This is a genomic window from Echinicola sediminis, from assembly GCF_054777495.1.
The window spans coordinates 42,122-67,075 of sequence record NZ_BAAHAP010000004.1; the positions used below are offsets into that span (position 1 = coordinate 42,122).

Annotated in this window: 21 protein-coding genes; 17 read left to right on the top strand and 4 right to left on the bottom strand. The window is 46.5% G+C overall.

Annotation, left to right across the window (positions count from 1 at the left end; translation table 11 throughout):
• Positions 1–140: 140 nt before the first annotated feature.
• Both ACYVAA_RS01960 and ACYVAA_RS01965 read left to right on the top strand, forming a co-directional pair.
• The gene (locus tag ACYVAA_RS01960; RefSeq protein WP_460538338.1) at positions 141–953 is read left to right on the top strand and encodes an Nmad3 family putative nucleotide modification protein; all 813 of its coding nucleotides are present in this window, start codon (positions 141–143) and stop codon (positions 951–953) included.
• A 109-nt stretch (positions 954–1,062) separates the two neighbouring features.
• Positions 1,063–2,157, top strand: a complete 1,095-nt coding sequence (locus ACYVAA_RS01965) for a lipid II:glycine glycyltransferase FemX (protein ID WP_460538340.1) — start codon at positions 1,063–1,065, stop codon at positions 2,155–2,157.
• Between the two features lie 15 nt (positions 2,158–2,172).
• On the opposite strand, the gene ACYVAA_RS01970 is transcribed toward ACYVAA_RS01965, so the two are convergent.
• The 3 genes from ACYVAA_RS01970 to ACYVAA_RS01980 are packed head-to-tail and all read right to left on the bottom strand — an operon-like array spanning position 2,173 to position 5,872.
• Entirely contained in the window at positions 2,173–3,078 is a 906-nt protein-coding gene (locus tag ACYVAA_RS01970; protein WP_460538341.1) for an SMP-30/gluconolactonase/LRE family protein, read from the bottom strand.
• 54 nt (positions 3,079–3,132) lie between these two features.
• Positions 3,133–4,197, bottom strand: a complete 1,065-nt coding sequence (locus ACYVAA_RS01975; RefSeq protein WP_460538342.1) for an NAD(P)H-dependent glycerol-3-phosphate dehydrogenase — start codon at positions 4,195–4,197, stop codon at positions 3,133–3,135.
• Entirely contained in the window at positions 4,172–5,872 is a 1,701-nt protein-coding gene (locus ACYVAA_RS01980; protein WP_460538344.1) for a 1-acyl-sn-glycerol-3-phosphate acyltransferase, read from the bottom strand. Before ACYVAA_RS01980 ends, ACYVAA_RS01975 begins: the two co-directional genes overlap by 26 nt.
• Positions 5,873–6,182: 310 nt before the next feature.
• Here ACYVAA_RS01980 and ACYVAA_RS01985 point away from each other — a divergent pair, with 310 nt between their 5' ends.
• From ACYVAA_RS01985 to ftsZ, 15 genes are all read left to right on the top strand, one after another.
• Entirely contained in the window at positions 6,183–7,106 is a 924-nt protein-coding gene (locus ACYVAA_RS01985) for a lipid A-modifier LpxR family protein (protein WP_460538345.1), read from the top strand.
• Positions 7,107–7,213: 107 nt separating this feature from the next.
• Positions 7,214–8,188, top strand: a complete 975-nt coding sequence (locus tag ACYVAA_RS01990; RefSeq protein WP_460538346.1) for a polyprenyl synthetase family protein — start codon at positions 7,214–7,216, stop codon at positions 8,186–8,188.
• A gap of 774 nt (positions 8,189–8,962) precedes the next feature.
• On the top strand, positions 8,963–9,415 hold the full coding sequence (gene mraZ / locus ACYVAA_RS01995; protein WP_460538347.1) for a division/cell wall cluster transcriptional repressor MraZ: 453 nt from the start codon (positions 8,963–8,965) through the stop codon (positions 9,413–9,415).
• Complete coding sequence (gene rsmH / locus ACYVAA_RS02000) at positions 9,412–10,320, top strand: 16S rRNA (cytosine(1402)-N(4))-methyltransferase (RefSeq protein ID WP_460538348.1); 909 nt, start codon at positions 9,412–9,414, stop codon at positions 10,318–10,320. Before mraZ ends, rsmH begins: the two co-directional genes overlap by 4 nt.
• Before the next feature lie 2 nt (positions 10,321–10,322).
• A complete protein-coding gene (locus ACYVAA_RS02005; RefSeq protein WP_460538349.1) occupies positions 10,323–10,721 on the top strand; it encodes an FtsL-like putative cell division protein in 399 nt (132 codons plus the stop codon).
• Positions 10,718–12,832: a penicillin-binding protein gene (locus ACYVAA_RS02010; RefSeq protein ID WP_460538350.1), complete on the top strand. Its 2,115-nt coding sequence runs from the start codon at positions 10,718–10,720 to the stop codon at positions 12,830–12,832. Before ACYVAA_RS02005 ends, ACYVAA_RS02010 begins: the two co-directional genes overlap by 4 nt.
• Entirely contained in the window at positions 12,832–14,298 is a 1,467-nt protein-coding gene (locus ACYVAA_RS02015) for a Mur ligase family protein (protein ID WP_460538351.1), read from the top strand. The genes ACYVAA_RS02010 and ACYVAA_RS02015 overlap by 1 nt, the downstream gene beginning before the upstream one ends.
• Positions 14,298–15,509 carry a phospho-N-acetylmuramoyl-pentapeptide-transferase gene (gene mraY, locus ACYVAA_RS02020; protein WP_460538352.1) on the top strand — a complete coding sequence of 404 codons (1,212 nt, stop codon included), beginning with the start codon at positions 14,298–14,300 and terminating at the stop codon, positions 15,507–15,509. The genes ACYVAA_RS02015 and mraY overlap by 1 nt, the downstream gene beginning before the upstream one ends.
• A gap of 2 nt (positions 15,510–15,511) precedes the next feature.
• Positions 15,512–16,852, top strand: coding sequence for a Mur ligase family protein (gene murD / locus ACYVAA_RS02025; RefSeq protein ID WP_460538353.1), 1,341 nt, complete (start codon positions 15,512–15,514; stop codon positions 16,850–16,852).
• A 3-nt stretch (positions 16,853–16,855) separates the two neighbouring features.
• Positions 16,856–18,025, top strand: a complete 1,170-nt coding sequence (locus ACYVAA_RS02030) for an FtsW/RodA/SpoVE family cell cycle protein (RefSeq protein ID WP_460538354.1) — start codon at positions 16,856–16,858, stop codon at positions 18,023–18,025.
• A gap of 10 nt (positions 18,026–18,035) precedes the next feature.
• Positions 18,036–19,145: an undecaprenyldiphospho-muramoylpentapeptide beta-N-acetylglucosaminyltransferase gene (gene murG / locus ACYVAA_RS02035; protein WP_460538392.1), complete on the top strand. Its 1,110-nt coding sequence runs from the start codon at positions 18,036–18,038 to the stop codon at positions 19,143–19,145.
• Positions 19,142–20,539: a UDP-N-acetylmuramate--L-alanine ligase gene (gene murC, locus ACYVAA_RS02040; RefSeq protein ID WP_460538355.1), complete on the top strand. Its 1,398-nt coding sequence runs from the start codon at positions 19,142–19,144 to the stop codon at positions 20,537–20,539. The genes murG and murC overlap by 4 nt, the downstream gene beginning before the upstream one ends.
• Positions 20,539–21,294, top strand: coding sequence for a cell division protein FtsQ/DivIB (locus ACYVAA_RS02045; protein WP_460538356.1), 756 nt, complete (start codon positions 20,539–20,541; stop codon positions 21,292–21,294). The genes murC and ACYVAA_RS02045 overlap by 1 nt, the downstream gene beginning before the upstream one ends.
• An 11-nt stretch (positions 21,295–21,305) precedes the next feature.
• The gene (gene ftsA, locus ACYVAA_RS02050; RefSeq protein WP_460538357.1) at positions 21,306–22,619 is read left to right on the top strand and encodes a cell division protein FtsA; all 1,314 of its coding nucleotides are present in this window, start codon (positions 21,306–21,308) and stop codon (positions 22,617–22,619) included.
• 85 nt (positions 22,620–22,704) lie between these two features.
• Positions 22,705–24,336 carry a cell division protein FtsZ gene (ftsZ, locus tag ACYVAA_RS02055; protein WP_460538358.1) on the top strand — a complete coding sequence of 544 codons (1,632 nt, stop codon included), beginning with the start codon at positions 22,705–22,707 and terminating at the stop codon, positions 24,334–24,336.
• On the opposite strand, the gene ACYVAA_RS02060 is transcribed toward ftsZ, so the two are convergent.
• A complete protein-coding gene (locus ACYVAA_RS02060; RefSeq protein ID WP_460538360.1) occupies positions 24,337–24,861 on the bottom strand; it encodes an NADPH-dependent FMN reductase in 525 nt (174 codons plus the stop codon).
• Between the last annotated feature and the right edge of the window lie 93 nt (positions 24,862–24,954).

Below are 24,954 nucleotides of genomic sequence, written 5' to 3' on the forward strand. Positions count from 1 at the left end.
ATTAATGTAGAGAATAAAATATTTTCGAATCCCCTTTCTTTGGTTAGAAAGGGGATTTTTGTCTTAGAGGGGGAAGTGTCTGAAGATTGGTCTACTAAAAGTTGATTAACTTCATCTCCAAACAGTTAAATGGACTAATCATGCGGATCGTTTTAAGCAGAAAAGGATTTGATATGCAATATGGAGGCCAGCCCAGTCCGATTTTGCCGGACGGGAGCTTGTTGAGCTTGCCCATTCCAGAGGAGGCTGATCAGCAGTCTTATGGTGAGCTGATGCATCAAGGGCAACCTTATTCTGATTTGATCAGGACATTGAATCCCCATACAAAGCTGGGACCTGAATGCCACTGCCACCTGGATCCCGATTTGGTAGAAGAGGCTTTGCCCAGGTCAAAAGGTTGGCGCCCTCTTTTTGGTCAGACCGGGGCAGCGCAGGGGCATCTCGCCAAAAGCGGGATTGGTCCGGGAGATCTTTTTTTGTTTTTTGGCACTTTTAGAAGAACAGCATTTCATCAGGGGAGATTGAGGTATGTTAAGGACGCTCCCCAGGTACATTTGATTTTTGGTTATCTGGAAATAGGAAAGGTACTTGACCGGTTTGAAAAATTTGACCAAGAAGTAAGCTATCATCCGCATGCTCAGGAAAGATTTCGCGGAAGAACAAATAATTGTATTTATAAAGCGACCAAAGCCTTGAGTTTTTTGCCCCAGCTTCCCGGGGCAGGCGTATTAACCTATCATCCCGGACTGCTCCTTACCAAATTGGGTTATTCCAAGAGTCGCTGGGAACTGCCGGAGTATTTCAGGGAAGCGGAGATCAGCTATCATTCTCCCCAATCATTTAAAGCAGATTATTTTCAGTCAGCAGCCAAGGGGCAGGAGTTTGTGGTTAGTGGCGGGCAGCAAATCACAGGCTGGGCAAAAAGACTGATCAAAAAAGGAAGTAGTCTTTGAGGCAGAGGGGACCATGAGGCCGCCGTCTCTACCGATGAACTGAAAAAGTACCCTGATTTTTTTATCGTCCTCGGATGATTTCTTAGTTTCGCCGACTAATTGAAAAGTGATGACCTGTACTGCGAAGAGAAAATCAATTAAGTATATTGATCCTACCAATGTGTTGCCCCAGACGCCTTTTTGGGCCAGGCTGAAACACAATCAAGGCTATGAACCCAAGGGGTTTCAAGTGACGGTGGCAGAAGAACTTTTGGATCCCCGTGCAAAATCAGACCAAGAAATAAACGAGGATTTGTTGGTCTTGATCAAGCGCGTCAATGATAGCCATTCTTTTGCCTATGTGCCTTATGGGCCTAAGCTGGAACCGCTATTTGAGTATCAAGGGGCTTTTTTGGAGAAGTTGTCAGAAGCACTGAGGCCCCAGTTGCCTTCGGATTGTGCTTTTATCCGCTATGATTTGATGTGGCAAAACCAATGGGCTGATGAGGACGAACTTTATGACCAAAATGGCAACTGGCAGGGACCTCCCTCTCCTCAGACCCAAGAGTTCAGAGTGAATTTCAATACCAAGTTTTGGAACCTGAAAAAAAGTGTCTCAGATTCCTTGCCCAAGAATACTTTCTTTTTAGACCTCGAGAAGAAGGACGAAGAGCTTTTATATGAGATGCGGTACAATACCCGGTACAATATTCGGCAGGCGTTCAAAAAAGGTGTCGAAGTAAGAGAGCACGGCGTGGAAAAGCTGGAGGAGTGGTATGACCTGTATGAGGAGACGGGCCAAAGGAAGGGGATTGAATACCAGCAAAAAGATTATTTCTTGGATTTATTCGAACAGCAAGATGATAATGTAAGTGTATGCTTGCTGATGGCCGAATATGGAGAAGATATTGTGGCGTCTATGTTTTTGGTGCTTTCACACAAACGGGCCACTTATCTTTTTGGAGCGTCCGCATCTCATCAAAAGCAGGCAATGGGAAGTTATGCCTTGCAGTGGGAAGCCATCACGAGGGCCAAAGCCTTCGGCTGTGAAGAATACGATATGTTTGGCTGCGCACCCAATTTGGAAAAGTCTCACCCCCTACACGGTGTGCATTTGTATAAAAAGGGATTTGGAGGCCAATTATTCCATCGTATGGGCTGTTGGGATTATCCCTTTGTAGAAGAGGACTATGAGTTGATCAAGGCCCGGGAATTAAATGCTTAGCGCGCTGAACCAGGTTTAGGGGTTGGCGCCGGAAATATTCATGTCCAAGGTGTAAACAGCCTTGCTGGCTGTAATAAAGAGGGTTTTTCGGTCTTTTCCGCCAAAGGTCACGTTGGCCGTCCATTTTTGGGGGACGGGGATATGTCCGATTTTTTCTCCCTTGGGACTGAATATGGTGACACCATCCCCGGTCAGGTAGACGTTGCCTCTTGCGTCGATGGTCATGCCATCCGACCCCATGTCCACAAAAAGCTCAGGAGACCCTAGGCTGCCGTCATCCTGTATTTGGTATTTGTAGGTCTTTTTGTCCCCGATGTCTGCGATATAAAGTGTTTTTCCCTCTTTGGTGCCAATAATGCCATTGGGGCGGACAAAGTGATCGGCCACAACTTTGACTTCCTGGCCATTGGGAGATCGGTAATAAACCCTTTGCCTCTCCATGTCCATCTCTTGTCTTTTCCAATAAGGGCGTTGGTAATAGGGATCGGTAAAATAGATCCCTCCTTTTTTGTCAACCCAAAGGTCATTGGGGCCATTGAAGTTTTTTTGCTCAAACCCATCCAGGAGAACGGTGACATTCTTTTCATGGTCAATTCTCCAAAGCTGGAAATTTTCATCGGCACAGGCCAGTAAGCGGCCCTCTTGGTCAAAGTAAAGCCCGTTTGCCCGCCCGGCATCTTCCATAAAAATGCTTACTTCACCCGTTTCGGCAGACCATTTGTGTATACGGTTATTCGGCTGATCGGTGAAGTATACATCGCCGTTAGGGGCAAGCGCGGGCCCCTCGGTAAAGGCAAAGCCTTCGGCGGCTAATGTAGGTACTGTTCCTTCTTTATAAAGGGCTGTTTGTAAGGAATTGCAGGAAAAGAGCATTCCCAAGATGGTTGTGGATACAAAAAGTAAGGTAGTTTTATTGATCATAATGTTTACTGTCTTGAGCCCAATCTGATTTTTTCTGAATGATGCACTGCAGGTTTATAGAAAATCAATGTCCACATTGAAGGGGTATTTCATCAGGTAGTGCAGGGCGTCTTCCACTTTGAAGCCTTCGAAGAGTACCTTGTACAGGTTTTCGGTGATCGGGGCGCGCATGCCTGTTCCTTCCAGGAAAGTTTTGAGCAGTCGGACGGTATTGATGCCCTCGGCTACTTCCTCCATGCTGTCATTGATGTTTTCTAGGCTTTCACCTTTTGCCAGGCGGTAACCGACGGTATAGTTCCGGGAGAAGGTAGAACTGCAGGTAGCAACCAGGTCTCCGATCCCGGCCAGCCCTACAAAGGACTGTGTCTGCCCGCCCAAAGCTTTGCCCAGGTGGATCATTTCTACCATGCCGCGGGAGATCAGTAAACCCTTGGCATTTTCTCCAAGCCCCAATCCTGCCAATGCCCCTGAAGCGATCGCGATGGTGTTTTTGAGTACCCCACTCAGTTCTACCCCGATAATGTCCTGGTTGCCATAGACCTGGAATTTGTCAGAGCGCAGTAGTCTTTGTCCCTCCAAAATGACCTCGTTGAACCTGCTGGCAACTACCGTGGCGGCAGGTTGGCCTTTGGAAAGCTCCTTGGCCAGGTTGGGTCCAGCTAAGCAGCCTACCCTCACCACAACCGTTTCGTTCAGAATGACTTCGCTCATGGTCCAAATGTTTTCCCTGCTTATTTTACTGACATCGTCCAGTGTTTTGCCATCTGGCAGATTGAGCGCCAGTCCTTTGGTGCCATGGATCAAGATATGGTAAGGGTGCAGGTAAGGGGCAAACTTCCTCATGACGTCTTTCATGCCTGAGGAGGAAACTACCGGAAACATTACCTCGCAAGCCTGGCAGATTTGCTCAGGATCCGTGGTGGCAGAGATATTGGGGTGGAGCTTTCTGCCTTCAGCCCTATTGGTATTGTTGATTTCGTCGACGATTTCCGGTTTTCGTGCATACACAATTACCTTGCTTTTTTCGGCAAGGATATTGGCAATGGCCGTTCCAAAACTGCCAATGCCGATCACGCCTACCGGCCTGTCGTGGTTATTGGAAGAGTTGCTCGAGGTCATATCCGTCCAGTCTGTTGTGGTAATAATACAAAAGGCTCATGTCCTGTGTGGTGATGCCCCCGTCTTGGGTGCGGATCAAAGGGCGCTTGGCATGGTACATTCCCACATTGGACAGCCCATGTGCTATGATTTTGTCGATGCCTTGTTTTAAATGGGGGGCGACATGGAGCCCGCCCTTGCTCCTGATTTCCATGATTTTGTTCAAGACCCGTTGGCAATCGGTCCTGAAGTCGTCATAACTGATGGAGATGTCCTCCTCGGGCAAGCGCAAGAGGCTAAAGAGGTCCATCTTACTGTTTTGCCTTTTGATCATCTGAAAGGCCGTGAAGGCCACCAGGTGACTGCTGAATACCCTGTTGATTTTATGGAATTCCTCCACAATCCTTTCCCCGAGTTTTTGGGTGTAGACCTCTTCCCTCTGGGGATCCACCGTCACCTTGCCATTGGAAACAAAGTAATCCTTGCAATCAATGATCCTTTTATTGCTGTCCAAGCTGTTGCCATCTTTATCCACGTAGTTGCCCATGATATCCATGGCCTTGCCTATGGAGACAGAGATGTCAGAGCCCTTCGTGAAGAATTTGATAAGGAACTTGGATATTTTGTAGGAATTGGAAAATTCGTCGGTTTCTTTATAGTACCTCTCCTGTCCGGTAAGGCTGAGGTATTCCTTGATCAGGCTCGGAGCTTCCAGCACAAAATGGTAGTTAATGGTTACCGGGACAATAAATACCTTGCCGCTGACATCATAGAGGCCTTTTTCATAGTTGGCTCTTTGGGCCTCGATGGCCGTGCTCAACAGGCCAAGTTTTAACCTTTTTTCTATTCTTCCGCTTCTGGAACGGGTTCCTCCCGGGAAAAACAAGCTGTGGCAGCCAAACTGTATGGCTTCTGAGGAATAGGTTTTTAAGGTTTCCAGGTACAGCAGGTTTTTCTTCCTTCGATCTACTTTATATGCACCCAATGCATTCATAAAGTAGGCAAAGATGTGGATGTTGAAAAGGTTAAGCCCTGCCCCGTAAATATAGGGGGGCATCCCAAGGGTACTGATGGTCCATCCGATCAAAATACTGTCCAGGTTGCTGAAGTGGGTGGGGACCATTACAATGGTGCCTTTGGAAGCAAGGTTCCTGATTTGATCGGTTTCTCCTATGATCTGGATTTTGTCCTGAAGGGTGTATTGCTGGCTGAAAATGGAGCCGAAACCTTTTACCCTTCCGGCATTGAGCAAGCGCGAAAATCCGAAGGTGACTATTCTTCGCGTGGCTTTGTAATGGCTGTGTTTAAAATATCCTGCGATTTCTTCGGCATAGCGAAAGGTAATGCTGTCCAGGATTTTGAGATAACCCTGCTTCTTCTTTGCTTCGCTGATGTTTTGTTCCGATGAAATCTGCACCAAGGCGGATTTCACACCGGACCAAAAGTCATTTTCATCATCGGGGTCTACCAACCATGGGTTTTGCTTTATCCGCATTTTTTCGCGGTAAAGCGTGGTTTCCAGCTCTTCTTTAAGCAGCTCGAGGTTGTTGCCCGTGATATTGATGATCCTATCTTTACTTTGGGAGGCGATCTTCTGCACGAATTCTTTTCGGCTTTTGGATAGCTTCACCACCGGCCACTCATCTTTTCGTGGAAGAATGGGGTCGTATTTGTGTTTGATATAATCGTCAGTCAAGGGGAGAAATTTTGATGATTTTTCAAAGATAATCAAAAAAAGAAGCTTTGATAATAGGCTTAACGGACCCTTCTTTGTCAAATTACCATTTGAGATGAAAAACCCGAACGCTTCAGGTGTGCCGTCAGGTGTTTTTGGAAGCCTTTCAGCATGAATATCTTCAAGGTAGTAAAACGGTTACCGGTACCGACAAAGTAGGTATGATAAGTCAATGAAATCAAAAATAGCATTTAGTTCCTTACAAATTTATCTAAATGAACTTTTTTTGATAATTTAAAAAATATTTTATCCATTAAGAAAAATTGATTCTTTGAACGCCCTCGGTAGATGTTTGGTGAGCCTGTCGCTGCTTATTTTTCTTGTTGTCCCGATAGTATTTGGGCAGAAAAGTGAGTCGTCCCTTCGGAAGCATGAACTGTTTTTGCAGGTGGATAATGATGCTTTTGCCTTTACCCATTTTGATCGATATTACACCCACGGGGTCTTTTTGGGGTACAACCAATATTTGAACGAGAATGAAAGGATTAAAATAAGCTTTGTCCAACAGATATATACCCCCGAAAAATACACGGTAAAAGATATCCGGTTTTATGACCGTCCCTATGCCGGGGTCCTCTATGGACGGGCGGCCTACCAGCGCCATTTCAGCCGGGCCTGGTTGGAAGGAGGCATGCTCTTGGGTAAGATAGGTCCCGGATCAAAAGCTGCGGAGGTGCAGCTTTGGTACCATCGGGTCTTTGGTTTTCCGCAGCCCCAAGGCTGGGATTTCCAGATCCGAAGTGGCGGACTCATCAATTTCCACGCGGAGGGCGCCTATCAATTTTTCAGGATGGCATGGATGGATTTTTGGATATTGGGAAGAGGGGCTGTAGGGAATTTTGACCAAAGCATCCAGGTGAGCCCCAGGTTGCGTTTGGGGGATTTTCTTGCACAGGGCAATGGTTTTATTTCCGGAAGCCGGGCAGGACATTCTCAAGCTAGAGAGACTTATCTGTTACTTGGGGCAAACCTCAAAAGAGTGTACAAAAACGCTACCCTTCAGGGAACTGAAGGTTCCGAAACATGGGATATGGTGACAATGGATCCTATGAAGATGCAAAATGAGTATTTTGCTGAAATGGTCCTGGGCTTGGGGCGTTATGGCGTATCTTACCGCTTTTCCTATCGTACCCAAGAAACCTCCCAGGCAGAGGGGCAGTTGTTGGGCAGCCTTCGGTTTTCCTATTTGTTTTAAGAGAAAGGAAAGGGTGGTGATCAAAACCAGTTTCAGGTAGCGAATATTCATGGCCTCCATTTTGTCAATGGCATATTAGATTGTATTATTGCATCACCAAAAAAGTGATGAAGGCAGACCTAAAACAAATACAAGCGCCCATAGCGACGGAAATGACCGACTTTGAAAAGAAGTTTCGTTCTTTTATGAAAAGTAAGGTCAAGCTTTTGGATCATATTACAAGTTATATTGTCAAACGAAAGGGTAAGCAGATGCGCCCCATGTTTGTTTTTTTGACTGCGGGTGTTACAGGAGGGATCAACGAGTCCACTTATAGAGGGGCTGCGTTGATAGAATTGCTTCACACAGCTACTTTGGTTCATGATGATGTCGTAGATGATGCCAATTATCGCAGGGGATTTTTTTCAGTCAATGCTCTCTGGAAAAATAAAATAGCCGTTCTGGTCGGTGATTACCTGCTGTCAAGGGGCTTGCTGCTCAGTGTGGATAATAACGATTTTGAGCTGCTTAAGATCGTGTCCAATGCAGTGCGTGAAATGAGTGAAGGGGAACTGCTGCAAATTGCCAAAGCAAGAAAGCTGGATATCACCGAAGAGGTTTACTATACGATCATCCGTCAAAAAACAGCCAGTCTTATTGCTGCATGTTGTGCCGTCGGGGCCCTGACTGCCGGGGCTGATGGACAAACAGTGGAGCAAATGAGGGATTTTGGTGAAAAAGTAGGGATGGCCTTTCAGATCAAAGACGATCTGTTTGATTATGGGGATGATGAAGTAGGGAAGCCTGTGGGAATAGATATCAAAGAGAAAAAAATGACCCTCCCGCTGATCTATGCGCTGAACCACGCCAGCTGGTCGGACAAAAAGCGTATCATTTATTTGATCCGAAATAAGAATGAGAACAAAAAAGCGGTAAACCAAGTTATCGCTTTTGTGAAGGAATCCGGGGGATTGGTATATGCCGAAGAGGTGATGAACAGGTTTTTTCAGGAGGCATTGGATATACTGAAAGCAATGCCGGATTCTGACTATAAACATTCTTTGGAGAATCTGGTGAGGTATACCATAGAGCGGAAAAAATAGCCGCTGAGAACTTTTTTCGATTTCATCCAAGGATTAGTTTTTTCCTATTGAAAAGTCCAATCTGGAAAAGTGTCGGTGGCTAAGCCTCTTGAGCAGACCCCGAGACTGTCAACTGTGTCACTGATCCTGTCAAGTGTGTGACTGAGCTGTCGAGTGTGTCACTGAGCCTGTCGAGTGGGTCACTGAGCTTGTCGAGTGGGTCACTGAGCTTGTCGAGTGGGTCACTGAGCTTGTCGAGTGGGTCACTGAGCTTGTCGAAGTGTACCCCAATCATCCATAACGACCCCAAGAATCTTCCGTTTTTTAGTTAACGAATGTAGGGCTGGCCAATCAGCTAGTGGCCACTGTTTGCATGTATCGTTTTTTTCTGGCCCGAATCATGGTCTGAAGGGCTAGGTTGAATGTGCTTTTTGGATTCAGTACCTCATATTTTCTAATTATGCGATGGGAAAAAGTAAAAATGAGGGAAACTATGGGAATGTTCCCCACCTGTTTGGGTTTTGGTTTTTTTTGGTGTGGAAACAACCTGTTTTTGGCTAAAAATAGGTTGTTATAAGGCTTCAGTGACTTTTGAAAGGAGTTTTTAAGGCGGTTTTGGGGCTTTGTAAGTAGGTGAATATCAGTGGGTCTGTTCGGTAATTTTTTAAAAAATAATTGGTGTAAAGTAAAGTATTGGGTACATTTATAAGGAAGTGGGAAAAAGTGGGGGAAGGTGGTGGATTGTGTGATTGCTTTTATTACTTTTGTATTTGAACGAGACTCGATCAGTAAGACATGGGCAATTTCTCTAGCGAATATTACTGCAAGCTTGACGCCAAAGGACGTCTGGTATTGCCTGCCAAACTCAAGGCGGGCTTACCGGAGACTTTTGGTAATGAGCTGGTTATGCGCAGGGGTTTTGATCCGTGTTTGGTGCTTTATCCGATGAATGAGTACCGGAAATTGGACAATAAAGTCTCGGCTTTGGATGATTTTGATCCAAAGCAAAGGAATTTTAAGCGAAGCTTTTACCGTGGCAATACGGAAGTGGAGCTTGATTCCACAGGCAGGTTTTCCATACCCAAGCCTTTATTGCGCTTTGCGGGCATCAACAAGGAGGTGGTCGTGGTAGGTATGGGGAAAACCATAGAGATCTGGGATCCTGAGCAGTATGAAGAGTTCTTGATCAGTGACCCTGATGTATTTGCCGAGCAAGCGAAAGAATATTTGTCAGATTCTAAGATATGAGTGCAACCGAATACCATATTCCCGTGATGCTCCATCAGTGCATTGAAGGGCTGGCTATACGTCCGAATGGTGTATATGTGGACCTAACCTTCGGAGGAGGGGGGCATTCCAAAGAGATCCTTAAGCATTTGAAGGATGAGGGGAGGCTGTATGGTTTTGATCAGGATGAAGATGCGGCGGCAAATGCCCCTGAAGATCCCAAGTTCACGTTTGTGCAGGCGAATTTCAGGGACCTAAAGCGTTACCTGAGGTTGTACGGGATAAGCAAAGTGGACGGGATCTTGGCAGATCTTGGGATTTCCTCCCACCAGATAGATGAACCTTCCAGAGGGTTTTCCACCCGTTTTGAGGGGGATCTGGATATGCGCATGAACCAAATGGGAAGTTTGTCGGCCAAAGAGGTGCTGAATACTTACGAAGAAGCCGCGCTGCATAAGGTTTTTGGAATCTATGGTGAAGTGAAAAATGCCAAGACGCTGGCACAATCCGTGGTTTCGGAACGTGCCTCAAGGCCTTTTGAGACGACGGAGCAGTTCAAGCAATTGCTGCAAAAGCTGGCTCCCCGTGGCAGGGAATTCAAATATTTTGCCCAAGTGTTTCAAGCCCTGCGCATAGAAGTAAACGATGAAATGGGGGCTTTGGAAGAGGTGCTGATGCAGGCTGTGGATGTGCTGAAACCAGAGGGGAGATTGGTGGTGATGAGCTATCATTCTTTGGAAGATAGGATGGTGAAGAATTTTATCAATAAGGGCAAGTTTCAGGGTGAAGTGGAAAAAGATTTCTTTGGAAACCTGGTCCGGCCCTTGGAGCCTGTGACAAGAAAGGCGGTTCAGGCCGATCAGGAGGAAGTGGCTGCCAATAACAGGGCCAGGAGTGCCAAGTTGAGAATTGCAAAAAAAGTATAATCATGGAGGGGAATACTTTTAAGAAAAAGATGAAAAGAGGGGCGAATGAAAATCGCCATTCCGGGAAGCCGTCAAACAATAAAAACCTGTTTGGGCTGATTGAGCAGAAACTCAAGATGAACGACTGGTTTGGGGAAGGTATTCCTGTGAAATTAGTGCCCCCGTTCCTATATGCCGCTTTATTGGCATTGATCTATATCTGGAGCAACCACAAGGCGGATAGCACCATTCGGGAGATTGAAAAGCTCCAGCAAGAAGTGGAAGATCTCAGGGCTGACGTGACCACTTTAGAAGCGGAATATATGTTCAGCAGTAAACAGTCCGAGGTGGCGAAAAAAATACAGGTCTTAAACATTTACGAAATAGAAGAACCTCCGATAAAGATTATCAAGGATAAATGAACATTAAGAAATCCATATTACTAAGAGTAAGACTTGCCTTTTTGGCGGTGGTACTTTTCGCAGGGGCTATCCTTTACAAGATAGCCCATGTTCAGTTTGTGGATGGAGAGAAATGGCGCCAAAAGGCAGAGGACATCAACCTGCAATACAGAAAAGTCAGTGCTACGAGGGGTAATATCTATAGCCAGAACGGGAGTTTGCTGGCTACCAGCCTTCCGTTTTACAGGGTGGCAATGGATCCGGGGATAGCGGATGAAGATGTTTACCGGGCGGGAATCGACTCTTTGGCAAGGAACCTGTCGGCTTTTTACAAGGATAAATCAGCCAGTGCCTACAAGCGCATCATCAATGATGCGCGAATCGAAGGACGAAGGTATTTGGTGATCAACAGGAAACAAATCGGCTATCAGGAGAAGCAAAGAATGTCCGATTGGCCCATTTTCCGCAAAGGAAGAATGGGCGGCGGAGTGTTGTTTGAAAAAGTGGAGAAGCGGTACAACCCGTTCAAAAATTTGGCGGGAAGGACCATTGGTTTTCTTAACGAAGACCGCTATGGGGCAGGTCTGGAATATAGCTTCAATGGCTATTTGGAAGGTAAAAATGGGGAGGCCCTGTTTCAGAAAATAGCAGGGGGAACCTGGAAGCCTGTCCATGATGCCGAAGATATCCGTCCAGAGGATGGTCATGATGTGGTGACCACGATCGATATCAATATTCAGGATGTGGCCGAGTCTGCCCTGCTGAGACAGTTGATGAACAAGGATGCGGAGTACGGTTGTGTGGTGGTGATGGAAGTGAAGACCGGACATATCAAAGCCATCGCCAACCTGGAAAAGCGGGACAACGGCTATGGCTACGGGGAGTATTACAATTATGCTGTAGGTGAGCAAGGGCTTACCGAGCCGGGCTCCACTTTCAAGCTGCTTTCCATGCTGGCTTTGCTGGAGGAGGGAAAGGTGAATTTGAAGGATACCATTGATACCGGTAACGGAACCTACAAATTCTATAACCAGACAATGAGGGATGCCAAATTCGGAGGTTATGGAAAACTTACCATTCGTGAGGCGTTTGAAAAGTCATCCAACGTGGCCATATCGAAGTTAGTCGATGAACATTTTGGTGTGGATCCAGCCAAGTTTCTCGCTTATGTGGAGCAAGTAGGATTGGATAAGCCCATTGGCTTCCAGCTAAAAGGAGAAGGGATGCCCTATTTCAAGGATCCAAGGGACAAAAAGAACTGGTACGGTACCACTTTGCCATGGATGTCGATAGGCTATGAGCTGAAACTCTCCCCTTTGCATACCTTGACCTTGTACAATGCAGTAGCCAATGGCGGTAAGGTTGTAAAGCCGATGATTGTAGACCGTATTCAAAAGGGGAATTATGTGGAGGAGGAATATGAAACCGAGGTGCTCCGTAAAAGCATCGCTTCTGACGAGACAATAAAGCAGCTACGGTCTCTGCTGGAGGGAGTGGTGGAAAACGGTACCGCCAGAAATATCAGTGACAGTGATTATAAGATTGCGGGTAAAACGGGGACAGCCCAAAAGCTGGTCAACGGAAGGTATACGCGAAGGTACTATACTTCCTTTGCCGGGTATTTTCCTGCGGATAAACCCAAATACAGCATGATCATCGTGATCGACAGCCCAAAAGGATTCAATGCCTACGGAGGGGATGTGTCAGCGCCGGTGTTTAAAGAGATTGCAGATAAGATTTATGCCCAAGACCTTAACTTAAATGATAAAGAACAGGAGAGAAAAGCGGGAGGGGCTAAGTTAAGCCAAGAGGTCTTCCCATATATACAGGCAGGGAAAGCAGATGAATTACAGATGATCTGTAACCGTTTCGGATTGTCCAATCATTATGATGGGGCGGAGCGATGGGTAAAGTCATCAGTAGTGCATAGGTCCATCGCCTGGAAGGCCAATAAAGTGGATGCACCATTGGTTCCGGATGTATCAGGAATGACCTTGAAGGATGCCCTGTACGTGCTGGAAAATAAGGGGCTGCGCGTGAGTTATTCCGGAAACGGAAGGGTAAGAAGGCAGTCCATAAGGGCAGGCTCGAATGTGCCCAAAGGAGGAAGTATAAGTATTGAGTTAGGCTAATGAAGACCTTAAAGGACATATTGTACAAAGTTTCCTTGACTTCCAGTACCGGTAATATGGACGTGGAAGTGAAGGATATCGTCTTTGATAGCCGAAAGGTAGTGGCAGGGGCGTCATTTGTAGCTGTCGCCGGCACCCAGGTAGACGGGCATGGATTTATTGCCAAAGCGATTGAGGCAGGCGCTACCAGCGTGGTTTGTGAAAAATTACCAGAGCAACTTGATAAGGGAATTACCTATGTGCAGGTGGTGAATTCCACGAAGGCTTTGGGGGAAATGGCTTCCAATTTCTACGGCAAGCCTTCTTCGAAGATGAAGATAGTGGCAGTGACGGGGACCAACGGTAAAACCACCTGTGTGACCTTGCTGCATAGGCTGTTTATGGAATTGGGCTATGTGACGGGCATGCTCAGTACAGTGGAAAACAAAATCAACGAAAAGGTAATACCAGCGACCCATACCACTCCTGATAGTGTGGCCATCAATAAGCTGATGGCAGAAATGGTGAAGGCAGGATGTACCCATTGTTTTATGGAGGCCAGTTCACATGCCATCGTGCAGGAGAGAATGGCGGGACTGCAGCTTGAAGGAGCGGTCTTTACCAATATTAGCCATGACCACCTGGATTACCATGGGACCTTTGATGAGTACATCAAGGCCAAAAAGAAGTTGTTTGACGAATTGCCCAAGGCTGCCTTTGCACTGGTCAATGCCGATGACAAGCGTGGAATGGTCATGCTTCAGAACACAAAGGCAAGGAAGCAGACATTTGGGTTAAAGTACCCCACGGACTTTAAGGCCAAAGTGCTGAGCAATACCCTGCAGGGACTGGAGCTCGACATCAATGGCAAGCAAGCCTGGTTCAGGTTGATCGGGGAGTTCAATGCTTACAATATTTCCGGTGTGTTGGGGACAGCGGTGCTGTTGGGCGAAGAAGAGGAGGAGGTTTTGATGCAGCTTTCCAAGATCAAAGGCGCGCAAGGAAGGTTTGACCAACTGGAAGTGGGGGGGATCACGGCGATAGTAGATTATGCCCATACACCTGATGCCTTGGAAAATGTACTGAAAACAATACAGGGAGTTCGTACAGGCGGCGAAAAGGTGATCACCGTCGTAGGGTGCGGAGGCAACAGAGATAAGGCAAAGCGTCCTATAATGGCGAAGATTGCCACGGAAATGAGCGATAAGGTGGTGCTGACCTCTGATAACCCCAGGGATGAAGAGCCTATGGACATTCTCCGGGATATGGAGGCGGGGGTCAATCCGGTTTCATTGAAAAAGACCCTGGTGATAGCCGATAGAAGAGAGGCGATCAAAACGGCCTGTGTTATGGCCGAAAGGGGGGACATTATCCTTGTGGCCGGAAAGGGCCATGAAACCTATCAGGAAATCAAGGGGGTGAAGCACCCTTTTGATGATTTCAAAACAGTGAAAGAATTAATTCAACTTATACATACGAATAAATAATGCTTTACCATCTTTTTGATTATATCGACAGTGCATTTGATTTTCCTGGAGCAGGGGTGTTTAAGTACATTTCCTTTCGCGCAGGAATGGCTGCCATGCTGTCTCTGATCATCACCATTACTTTTGGTAAGGGCATTATTAACTGGATCAGGAAAAAGCAAATCGGTGAAACTGTCCGCGACCTGGGACTTGCCGGGCAGACGGAGAAAAAAGGCACCCCGACCATGGGCGGGCTGATGATGATTGCGGCCATTATCATTCCTACTTTGCTCTTTGCAGATGTTTACAATATCTATATCGTTCTGCTCTTGGTGACCGTGGTATGGTTGGGAGGGATCGGTTTTCTGGATGATTTTATCAAGGTGTTCCGGAAGAATAAAGAAGGCCTTGCCGGGAAATTTAAGATCATTGGACAGGTAGGGATAGGCATTATTGTGGGCGCCACACTTTACTTTCATGAGGATGTCGTGGTCAGGGAGTTCCAGAACCCTGTTTCCATAGATGAGGGAATGGTGGAAACTCCGGCTTTCAAAGATGTTAAAGCGATGAAAACCACCATCCCATTTATGAAAAACAACGAGCTCAATTACGAAAATTTTCTGGGCTTTATGGGAGAGGACGTGACTCCTTATTTGTACATCCTGCTGGTGATTTTTATCATCACGGCTGTATCCAATGGAGCCAATATTACCGATGGGATTGATGGTTTGGCGGCAGGAACCTCTGCTATCATTGGTTTGGCCATTGCCATTTTTGCCTATATCAGTGGTAATGCCATCTTTTCCCAATACCTGAATGTGATGTTTATTCCCAATTCCGGAGAGCTGGTGATTTTCTGCTCGGCTTTCTTGGGGGCCTGTGTTGGGTTTCTGTGGTACAATTCCTTTCCGGCCCAGGTCTTTATGGGAGATACGGGCAGTTTGATGCTGGGCGGGGTGATTGCAGTGCTTTGCCTGGCTTTGCGCAAGGAACTATTGATACCGGTGCTCTGCGGGATCTTTGTGATAGAAAACCTGTCGGTGATCATGCAGGTGAGCTATTTCAAATATACCAAAAGGAAATATGGTGAAGGCAGAAGGATTTTCAGGATGTCTCCTTTGCACCACCACTATCAAAAAGGCGGGATCCATGAATCCAAGATCGTTACACGTTTTTGGATTGTGGGCATTTTGCTGGCGATTATCACATTGGCAACGCTTAAACTAAGATAAGGATGAAAAGAATAGCCATACTAGGAGCAGGAGAAAGTGGGATTGGCGCAGCTTTGCTGGCCAAAAAGAACGGCTATGAGGTGTTTGTCTCAGACGGGGGCAAAATAAATTCAGAGAGAAAAGAGAAGCTGGAAAAGGCCGGGATAGATTATGAGGAGGAGCAGCACAGTGCCGATAAGATCCTAAGTTATCCGGAGCTGATCAAAAGCCCAGGGATTCCTTTTTCAAATCCTATCGTCTCGGAAGCCCAAGAAAGAGGTGTTCCTGTGATCGATGAATTGGAATTTGCCTATGGTTTTACCAATGGAAAAGTCATTGCCATTACCGGAACCAATGGAAAGACCACGACGACTTTGCTGACTTATCACTTGCTGAAGAAGGGGGGCATTGATGTGGGCATGGGAGGAAATGTAGGACAAAGCTGGGCTGCTCAGCTAGTGGATGGAGACCATGAATGGTGGGTGCTGGAAGTAAGCAGTTTTCAGATTGATGGCTTCAAGACGCTCAAACCAAAGGTGGCCGTCCTGACCAATATTACACCGGACCATTTGGACCGGTATGGTTATCAATTGGATAAATACATCCATGCCAAGTTGAATTTGTTGAAACAGATGGGAGAAGAAGATCATTTCATCTATTTCAGGGAAGATAAAAATATCTGGAAGGGCCTGAGTGAACTGATAGTGAAGCCGAAGATACATGAGGTCTCGCTGGAGAAGATTGTGAAAAACGGTAGTTTTTTCAACGGTACAGAGGTGAAAATAAACTACTGTGATCACATGATTTCGGTGCCCGAAAGCGGAATGGCCTTGAGGGGAAACCATAATATGCTGAATGTGATGTGTGCTTCCAATGCAGCTTTGCTGGCAGGTGTGGAAGAGAAGGCTATTGTGGAGGGACTGGGAGATTTTAAGAATGCTCCCCATAGGATGGAAAAGGTGGAGGAGATCAATGGAGTCCTTTTTGTCAATGATAGTAAGGGAACCAATGTGGATGCCACCGTTTATGCCTTGTCCGCCTATAAGGAGCCATTGGTGTGGATAGCAGGAGGGGTGGACAAAGGAAACGATTACAAAACACTAATGCCTGAGGTAAAGGATCATGTGAAAACGCTGATTTGCCTTGGAAAAGATAATAAAAAGCTGAAGGCAGCTTTTGAAGGTGTGGTGCCGGAAATTCTGGAAACACAAGATATTCAGGAAGCCGTAAAGTGGGGGCTGGATAAGGGAGCAAAAGGCGATGTGGTCTTATTGTCTCCGGCTTGCGCCAGTTTTGACCTGTTTAGAAACTATGAGGACAGGGGAAATCAGTTTAAGGAAGCAGTTAGAAAATTGAAGTCATAAGGAATGGTAGCCGTCAAAGCATGGATCGATAAAAACTTGAAAGGAGACCCCGTCATCTGGGGGATCGTGCTGGTGCTTTCCATCATCAGTATTTTGGTGGTGTATTCGGCGACCGGTTCACTGGCTTATCGAAGAATGGGCGGTAACACCGAAGCCTATCTGATCAAGCATTCTTCTTTGGTGTTGCTGAGTTTGCTGGTCATGTGGGCCGCGCACCGATTGCCTTATAAGTTCTATTCCAAATTGAGCTTGATGGCTTTATGGGTGTCTGTACCTTTGTTGGCTTTTACCTACCTCTTTGGCTCCAATGTCAATGATGCCAATCGGTGGCTGACCATTCCGCTGATCAACCAGGCTTTTCAGCCTTCGGATTTGGCCAAGTTGGCCCTGATTGCGGCAGTGGCGGGGATGCTGGCCAAAAGGCAGAAGAATATCCAGGATTTCAAGAAAACCTTTATTCCGGTGATGATCTGGATAGGGATGATCTGCATGCTGATAGGCCTGGCCAATATGTCCACAGCAGTCATGCTGTTGAGCACCTGTTTATTGCTGATGTTTATTGGGCGGGTACCGGTGAAGTTTTTGATTGCCGTTTGCCTGATAGGTTTTCTGGCCCTGACCTCGGCGATTTTCCTGGGGCAGCGTGGAGGGACGTTCTTTTCAAGGATAGAGAATTTTATGTCTGATGAGGAAATTCCTTATCAGGCACAACAATCTTATATGGCCATTGCTACCGGCGGTATTGCCGGTAAAGGTCCTGGAAACAGTGAGCAGAGAAATTCTCTGCCCCATCCCTATTCCGATTTTATCTATGCCATCATCATAGAGGAATATGGTATGATCGGGGGAGGAGTGGTACTGTTTCTCTATTTGGCCTTGCTCTACCGTGGGATGCGGGTGGTGGCGGTTTCCAACCGGCCATTTGGGGGGCTGTTGTCCGCAGGGCTGAGTTTTGCCCTGGTGATTCAGGCGATGGTAAACATGGCCGTGGCCGTGGGGCTAGGGCCGATTACCGGTCAGCCTTTGCCCTTGCTGAGTATGGGAGGAACCTCTTTGTTGTTTACAGGAATTTCTTTGGGGATCATCCTCAGTGTAAGCCGGGGGGATCAGGAAGATGGTTTTGCCGGTGATGGAAATGCCGTGAGAAAAAATGTCATGCAAATGGCACAATAAATAAAAGCGTATCGAAAAGAAGGAAACATATCGCATCATGATCAGTGGTGGAGGCACCGGAGGACATATTTATCCGGCCATCGCCATTGCCAATGCCTGGACGGAAAAATTTCCCGAAAGCGAGATCCTTTTTGTTGGGGCGGAGGGCAAGATGGAAATGCAAAAGGTACCTGAAGCGGGATACACCATTGAAGGCTTGCCTGTGGCGGGCCTCCAAAGGAGCTTGACGCTGAAAAACCTGAGTTTTCCCTTCAAGCTTTGGGAAAGCATCAACAAGGCCAAAAGGCTGATCAAGCATTTCCAGCCCCATGCGGTAGTCGGTGTGGGGGGCTATGCGAGCGGACCATTGCTCTATGTGGCTCAGGGAAAGGGCATTCCTACCCTGATTCAGGAGCAAAATTCCTATGCGGGCCTGACCAATAAATTATTGGCCAAAAGGGCCCAGGCTTTTTGTGTGGCCTATGACGGAATGGAAAAGTTTTTTCCGAAAGACAGGATACATTTTACCGGTAACCCGGTAAGGAAGGATATACTGGACCTGGAGGATAAAAAGGCAAAGGCATTAGCGCATTTTGGCTTGGATGCAGAAAAGCCGGTGATACTGGTGCTGGGGGGAAGTTTAGGAGCCAGGACGATCAACAATGCCGTGGTGGCATCCATGAGGCATTTTGAAGAAAAGGGCTATCAGGTGCTTTGGCAGACGGGCAGGTTTTATTTTGAGGAGATGACCACAAAGCTCAAAAAGTCTGGGCTTAAACATATTCATGCACTTGAGTTTATCAGAGAGATGGATATGGCCTATGCAGCAGCTGATGCGGTGATTTCCCGGGCCGGGGCACTTTCCGTGTCTGAACTGAGCCTGGTGGGCAAACCGGTGATATTTATCCCTTCGCCCAATGTGGCAGAGGATCACCAAACCAAGAATGCCCAGGCCTGCGTGGAGCATGATGCTGCATTGATGTTGAAAGACAGCGAGGCGGTGGAGGAATTGTCGGGCAAAGTAGACGAATTGATGGAGGATCCTGCCTTGCAGAATCGATTAGGGAAAAATATTAAAAAGATGGGCAAGCCGAATGCAGCCCAAGAAATAGTTAAGGAATTGGAAGCTTTGATCAAATGAAGTGGGATAAATTACATAGCGTATACTTCTTAGGAATCGGCGGTATTGGGATGAGTGCCATTGCCAGATGGTTTAACCATGTGGGGATACCGGTAATGGGGTATGACCGTACACCTTCACCTTTGACCAAAAAGCTGGAAGAGGAAGGAATGCAGATTACCTATGAGGATACAACAGATACGATTCCCGGTCAAATTAAGGATGATCAGGAGAACGTGTTGATTGTCTGGACACCTGCCATTCCCAAGGACAGTGTACAGCTGAACTTCTTTAGGGACAATGGATTTGACCTCAAGAAGCGATCAGAGGTATTGGGCATGATTACCCACAGCATGTATACAGTAGGCGTGGCAGGTACCCATGGTAAGACCACTACTTCTTCCATGGTGGCCCATATGCTGAAGCATGCAGGAAAGAATATAGCGGCATTTTTGGGAGGACTTACCCAAAACTATGAGAGTAATCTGATTCTACATGATGAGGAAACTGAGGAAAAGCCCATTGTGGTAGTGGAGGCAGATGAGTTTGACCGCTCCTTCTTGAGACTGCACCCTAATGTGGCGGTAGTGACAAGTGTAGATGCTGACCATCTGGATATCTATGGTGACGCTCAGGAGCTTACCCGGAATTTTGAACAATACATTGGCTTGCTGCCGGAAGACGGCTTGTTATTTATTCAAAAAAATGCGCTGGAAAAGCTGAATAGGAACGGTTTTGGCGGTTTGACCCTGCGTCAATACGGGCTAGGAGAAGGAGAGGTCAGAGCGGAAAATATCAGTGCAGGTGTGGCCTCATTTGAGTTTGATTATGTAAGTGAGGAAAGCACGATTAAAGGGTTGGTTTTAAAAGTTCCAGGTTTTCACAATGTGGAAAATGCATTGGCATCCATTTCCATTGCCTTGCATTTTGGCATAGAGGAGGAACTTATCCGTGAGGGTTTGAGCACTTTTAAGGGCGTAAAAAGGAGGTTTGAAATCAAACGACAGGATGAAAAAGGGGTTTTTATCGATGATTATGCCCATCATCCCGAGGAGATCAAGGCCTTTTTGGGCTCGGTAAAAGCAATGTATCCGGATAAGAAGCTTACGGCCATTTTCCAGCCGCATCTGTTTACACGTACCCGTGATTTTGCGGAAGGTTTTTCTGAAGCCCTTTCCATCGCGGATGAAGTGATTCTATTGGAAATTTACCCTGCCAGAGAATTACCCATAGAAGGGGTAAATGCTGCCATGCTGATGGATAAGATTACTGCTGAGGAAAAATCCCTTTTAAGCAAAGAAGAGCTGTTGGGGGTTTTGGATCAAAAGCGGCCTGAAGTTTTGGTGACTTTGGGAGCGGGAGATATAGACCGACTGGTGGAGCCGATCAACAAGCTAATAGAAGGATGGGATTAATGAAGTTCAAAATAAAGCAATCGGCAGTCTTTACCGCGCTTTTGTTGGTGTTGGTCGTCTTTATTGGCTTTGTGGAAAAGAAAGGTGCTGAAAGGAGCTACCGCGGCTTGTCGGTGAAGGTCAAAGGCATCAGTGATGTGTATTTTGTGGAGGAGGATGAGATCAGTGCCATGCTCTTGAAGGAGTTTCCAGCTTTGTCCAAAGGGGAAAAGCTGCAAAACATTGAATTGAGGACATTGGAAGAAAAGGTGGAGAGCCATCCTTTTGTCAAGAACGCGGAAGTGTACACGGACCTGAAAGGGGAGGTGTTGGTGGCCATAGATCAGTTCAGGCCCATCGCCCGTATCAGCCGGCCGCTTGCAGCGGATGGCTATGTTTCAGCAGAGGGCCTGATATTGCCCACTTCGGCGCATTATACTTCCAGGGTACTTATCATCAACGGGGCCCGGGCGGATGAGCTGCTGGCCGCCAAGGATCTTAACAAGGAGTACAAGGACCTGTTGGACCTGATCTATTTTATAGATAAAAATGAGTTTTGGAATGCTCAGATAGCCTCAGTAGAGGTGGATAGAAAAGGTAAAATCAAGCTTTACCAACAGGTAGGAAGACAGGTGATTGAGTTTGGTAAGCCGGTGGACATTGAAGAAAAGTTTGAAAAAATAAACCTCTTTTATGAGGAGATTATACCCGAAAAAGGCTGGGAGGCCTATAGCAGGGTAAACGTGGAATTTAAGGATCAAATCATTTGTGAATAATTGATATAGCTATGGAAACTGAAAAATTAATCGTAGGACTGGACATTGGAACCACGAAGATCTGTGCGATCATCGGGCGCAAAAATGAGTTTGGCAAACTAGAGGTACTCGGTATGGGCAAAGCCGTGTCTGACGGGGTTATCCGGGGGATCGTCACCAATATCGATAAGACCGTCAATGCCATCCAGAAAGCGGTGAATGAGGCCGCGGATATGGCCGAGGTGGATATCAGGGAGATCATCGTTGGGATCGCCGGCCAGCATATCCGTAGTTCCGTACACCATGGAGTGATCATCAGAAATACCAAAGACGATGAGATCACCATCGAGGACGTACGCCGCCTTTCCAATGACATGGAGAACATTGTGGTTCCTCCTGGTAATACGATTATCCATGTGATGCCACAGGACTATACTGTAGATTATGAGGATGGCATCAAGGATCCGGTGGGCATGTCCGGAGCCCGTCTTGAAGCAGATTTTCACATTATCACTGCCCAAACCACAGCTATAAATAATATCAACCGATGTGTGAAAAGAGCCGATCTTCATTCCAAGGATTTAATCTTGGAACCCCTTGCCAGTTCGCTTTCAGTCCTCAGCGACCTGGATAAGGAGGCAGGGGTTTGCCTAGTGGATATTGGCGGGGGAACCACCGACATAGCTATTTTCTACGACAATATCATTCGCCATACTGCTGTGATTCCTTTTGGGGGTAATATCATTACTTCCGACATCAAGGAGGGCTGCTTGGTCATGCAAAATCAGGCAGAACTTCTGAAAACCAAGTTTGGCCGCGCCATCACGGAAGAGGCCAATCCCAATGAGATTGTATCTATTCCGGGATTGAGAAACCGTCCGCCAAAGGAGATCTCCGTAAAGAACCTGGCCAGTATCATTGAAGCCAGGATGGAGGAAATCATTGAAATGGTGCAGTCAGAAATCATGACCAGCGGATTATATAAAAAGCTGGCAGCGGGCATCGTGCTTACCGGAGGCGGTTCTCAACTGCAGGGAGTAGGCCAGTTGTTTGAGTACATGACAGGGCTTGATACACGCATTGGATATCCCAATGAGCATTTGGGTAAATCCAAAATTGAGGAGGTGAAGAGCCCTATGTATGCCACTACAGTCGGTTTGGTACTGGCCGGGTTTAAGGCTTTGGACGACCGCGAAGATTATTACCGACAGCGTCAGTCTATTCCGGTAGGGACCAAGCAGGAAAGGGCCAAGATGGAAATGCCAGGAAAGGATATTTTTGGTAGTATCCGGAAAAGACTCAAGGACTTCATCACCGATGATATTGGGGATGAGGGGAATTATTGAGCCGGTTGATTGTAAGATTTTAGAGACAACGAAAAGTATTTAGAAATAACAGTTCACCAAAATTGAGGAAATAATGTCAGAGATTATGAAAGATTACAAATTTGATATTCCTAAAAACCACAAGTCTATCATCAAGGTGATAGGTGTAGGTGGAGGTGGTTCCAATGCCGTGAACCACATGTTTGGTCAAGGGATAAAGGATGTGGAATTTGTGGTAGTCAACACAGATGCACAGGCCTTAAAGAGTAGCCCAGTGCCTTTAAAACTTCAGATCGGGACCAACCTGACCGAAGGTTTGGGTGCCGGAGCAAACCCTGAAAGGGGCCGGAACGCAGCGCTGGAAAGCAAAGAAGAAATCAGGGAGCTTTTGGCTGACAATACCAAAATGGTCTTTATCACTGCCGGTATGGGTGGTGGTACGGGTACCGGTGCGGCCCCTGTGATTGCCAAAATCGCCAAGGATATGGATATCCTTACCGTGGGGATTGTGACTGCCCCCTTTATTTTTGAAGGCCGGAAAAAAACCGGTGCCGCCCAAAGAGGGATCGAGGAATTGAGAGACAACTGTGATACTGTCCTGGTGATCCTTAATGACAAGTTGCGGGAGGTATATGGTAATCTGCCTATCCGTGCGGCTTTTGGTAAAGCGGACAATGTATTGACTACAGCTGCCAAGTCCATTGCAGAGATTATTACGGTTCATCAGGATGTAAACGTCGATTTTGAAGACGTAAAGACGGTAATGAAGGACGCAGGTGCTGCCGTGATGGGCTCTGCTACTGAAGAGATGGAAGGCAGGGCTATCAAAGCAGCAGAGAAGGCCATCGCTTCTCCGTTGTTGAACAATGTGGATATCAAGGGGGCACAAAAGATCCTATTGTCCATCATGTCCGGCGAGGAAGAAGAACTTTCTATGGATGAACTGAGCGAAATCACTGAATATATCCAAGACAGAGCTGGAGATGATGCTGAGGTGATCTTTGGTCAGGGCATTGATCCGGATTTGAAGAAGTCTATTCGTGTGACCGTGATTGCTACAGGTTTCGAGGCAGGTGAATTGGCTAAAAAGGAGACAAAGGAAGAGCCTGAGGTGGAAGAGAACACCAAAAAAGTAATCGACCTGGACTCGGGAAAGACGACTAAGGTGGAAGAAGAGAGTTCTGCCGCAGCAGGTCAGACATTTACGTTTACGATCCAGCAGCCTACTCCTGCAGAACAAAAACCTGTGCAGACGCCAAATCCTCAGCCGGTAAACAGGCAGTCGACTACTTCTGTGGAGGTGGACGAGAATGAGAACGAGGCGCCAAATGCTTCCCATGAGAGTGACTTCGAGTTTGTGCCTGCCAGTTCTACTCCAGATAGGAAAGTGACGCCATTGTACGAGGAAGAAGAAACACAGCCACAGCAGCCTATGTCATCCAGACCTGAGGAGCCTAGCACTGCCAGTGGCGCATATGCAAATGATTATTACGAGCAAATCAAGCAGAAAGCCATGCAGCGAGCACATGAGCGATTTGAGCGTCTTAAAAACCTTCGGGCAGTGAATCAAACCCCAGAGGAGTTCAAGGAAAAGCTGGATACACCTGCTTATTTAAGAAAAAATGTAAAACTCCAGGATGTGCAACATAGCTCAGAAACCAATATCTCAAAATTCAATCTTAACGATGATAATGAGATTCTGGGCAATAACCGGTTTTTACATGATAATGTTGATTAATTAAAAGTTGATCAGCATTTCCGCTTGGGTTTTCAAAAGGTCTATGTAAAACTTGTTGGTGAGCAAGTTATTAGACATGTTTTCCTCAATTTTGGCAAGTTTTGGCTTATTGGCCAGGACATGCATGCCCAAGTAATGGAATATGTCGGTAAGGTGGCTCAGAGCGATGCCACCGCCGCCTATTCCTGAGGATAATCCCACCAGTGCACATTTTTTATTCCTGAAAGTGTTGGGATAGGTCATACCATCTATAAATGACTTTAATATCCCTGGAAAAGATCCATTATATTCTGGAACGATAAAGACGAATTTATCCCCATCCTTTATCTTGTCATGAAGTTCATTATAGGCTTCGTTTTGTCCGTTGTTTTCGTACAAAGCTGAAAAAACAAAATCATCAGGAAGGTCCCTTAAGTCGATCAGTTCCGAGTCCGTGCTCATTTCCTGAAGGATTTCCTGATAGTGATTGCCGATTGTTTTGGAAACGGCATTTTTTCGGTTTGTGCCGATAATTATTTTTATCATGGATGAATTACTTATACTTGCAAATCTGATGTCTTTAATACAATATCGCTGAAGATAAAGTTTCTGATGCGGTTTGGAATCATCGCCTTAGTA

Excerpts from the sequence above, each read along its gene's own strand:
- ACYVAA_RS01965 (WP_460538340.1), top strand. The coding sequence starts at position 1,063 with ATGACCTGTACTGCGAAGAGAAAATCAATTAAGTATATTGATCCTACC.
- murD (WP_460538353.1), top strand. The coding sequence starts at position 15,512 with ATGAAAAGAATAGCCATACTAGGAGCAGGAGAAAGTGGGATTGGCGCA.
- mraZ (WP_460538347.1), top strand. The coding sequence starts at position 8,963 with ATGGGCAATTTCTCTAGCGAATATTACTGCAAGCTTGACGCCAAAGGA.
- ftsA (WP_460538357.1), top strand. The coding sequence starts at position 21,306 with ATGGAAACTGAAAAATTAATCGTAGGACTGGACATTGGAACCACGAAG.
- ACYVAA_RS02015 (WP_460538351.1), top strand. The coding sequence starts at position 12,832 with ATGAAGACCTTAAAGGACATATTGTACAAAGTTTCCTTGACTTCCAGT.
- ACYVAA_RS01960 (WP_460538338.1), top strand. The coding sequence starts at position 141 with ATGCGGATCGTTTTAAGCAGAAAAGGATTTGATATGCAATATGGAGGC.
- ACYVAA_RS02010 (WP_460538350.1), top strand. The coding sequence starts at position 10,718 with ATGAACATTAAGAAATCCATATTACTAAGAGTAAGACTTGCCTTTTTG.
- ACYVAA_RS01975 (WP_460538342.1), bottom strand. The coding sequence starts at position 4,197 with ATGACCTCGAGCAACTCTTCCAATAACCACGACAGGCCGGTAGGCGTG.
- ftsZ (WP_460538358.1), top strand. The coding sequence starts at position 22,705 with ATGAAAGATTACAAATTTGATATTCCTAAAAACCACAAGTCTATCATC.
- ACYVAA_RS01970 (WP_460538341.1), bottom strand. The coding sequence starts at position 3,078 with ATGATCAATAAAACTACCTTACTTTTTGTATCCACAACCATCTTGGGA.
- rsmH (WP_460538348.1), top strand. The coding sequence starts at position 9,412 with ATGAGTGCAACCGAATACCATATTCCCGTGATGCTCCATCAGTGCATT.
- ACYVAA_RS02060 (WP_460538360.1), bottom strand. The coding sequence starts at position 24,861 with ATGATAAAAATAATTATCGGCACAAACCGAAAAAATGCCGTTTCCAAA.
- murC (WP_460538355.1), top strand. The coding sequence starts at position 19,142 with ATGAAGTGGGATAAATTACATAGCGTATACTTCTTAGGAATCGGCGGT.
- ACYVAA_RS02005 (WP_460538349.1), top strand. The coding sequence starts at position 10,323 with ATGGAGGGGAATACTTTTAAGAAAAAGATGAAAAGAGGGGCGAATGAA.
- ACYVAA_RS02045 (WP_460538356.1), top strand. The coding sequence starts at position 20,539 with ATGAAGTTCAAAATAAAGCAATCGGCAGTCTTTACCGCGCTTTTGTTG.
- ACYVAA_RS01990 (WP_460538346.1), top strand. The coding sequence starts at position 7,214 with ATGAAGGCAGACCTAAAACAAATACAAGCGCCCATAGCGACGGAAATG.
- mraY (WP_460538352.1), top strand. The coding sequence starts at position 14,298 with ATGCTTTACCATCTTTTTGATTATATCGACAGTGCATTTGATTTTCCT.
- ACYVAA_RS02030 (WP_460538354.1), top strand. The coding sequence starts at position 16,856 with ATGGTAGCCGTCAAAGCATGGATCGATAAAAACTTGAAAGGAGACCCC.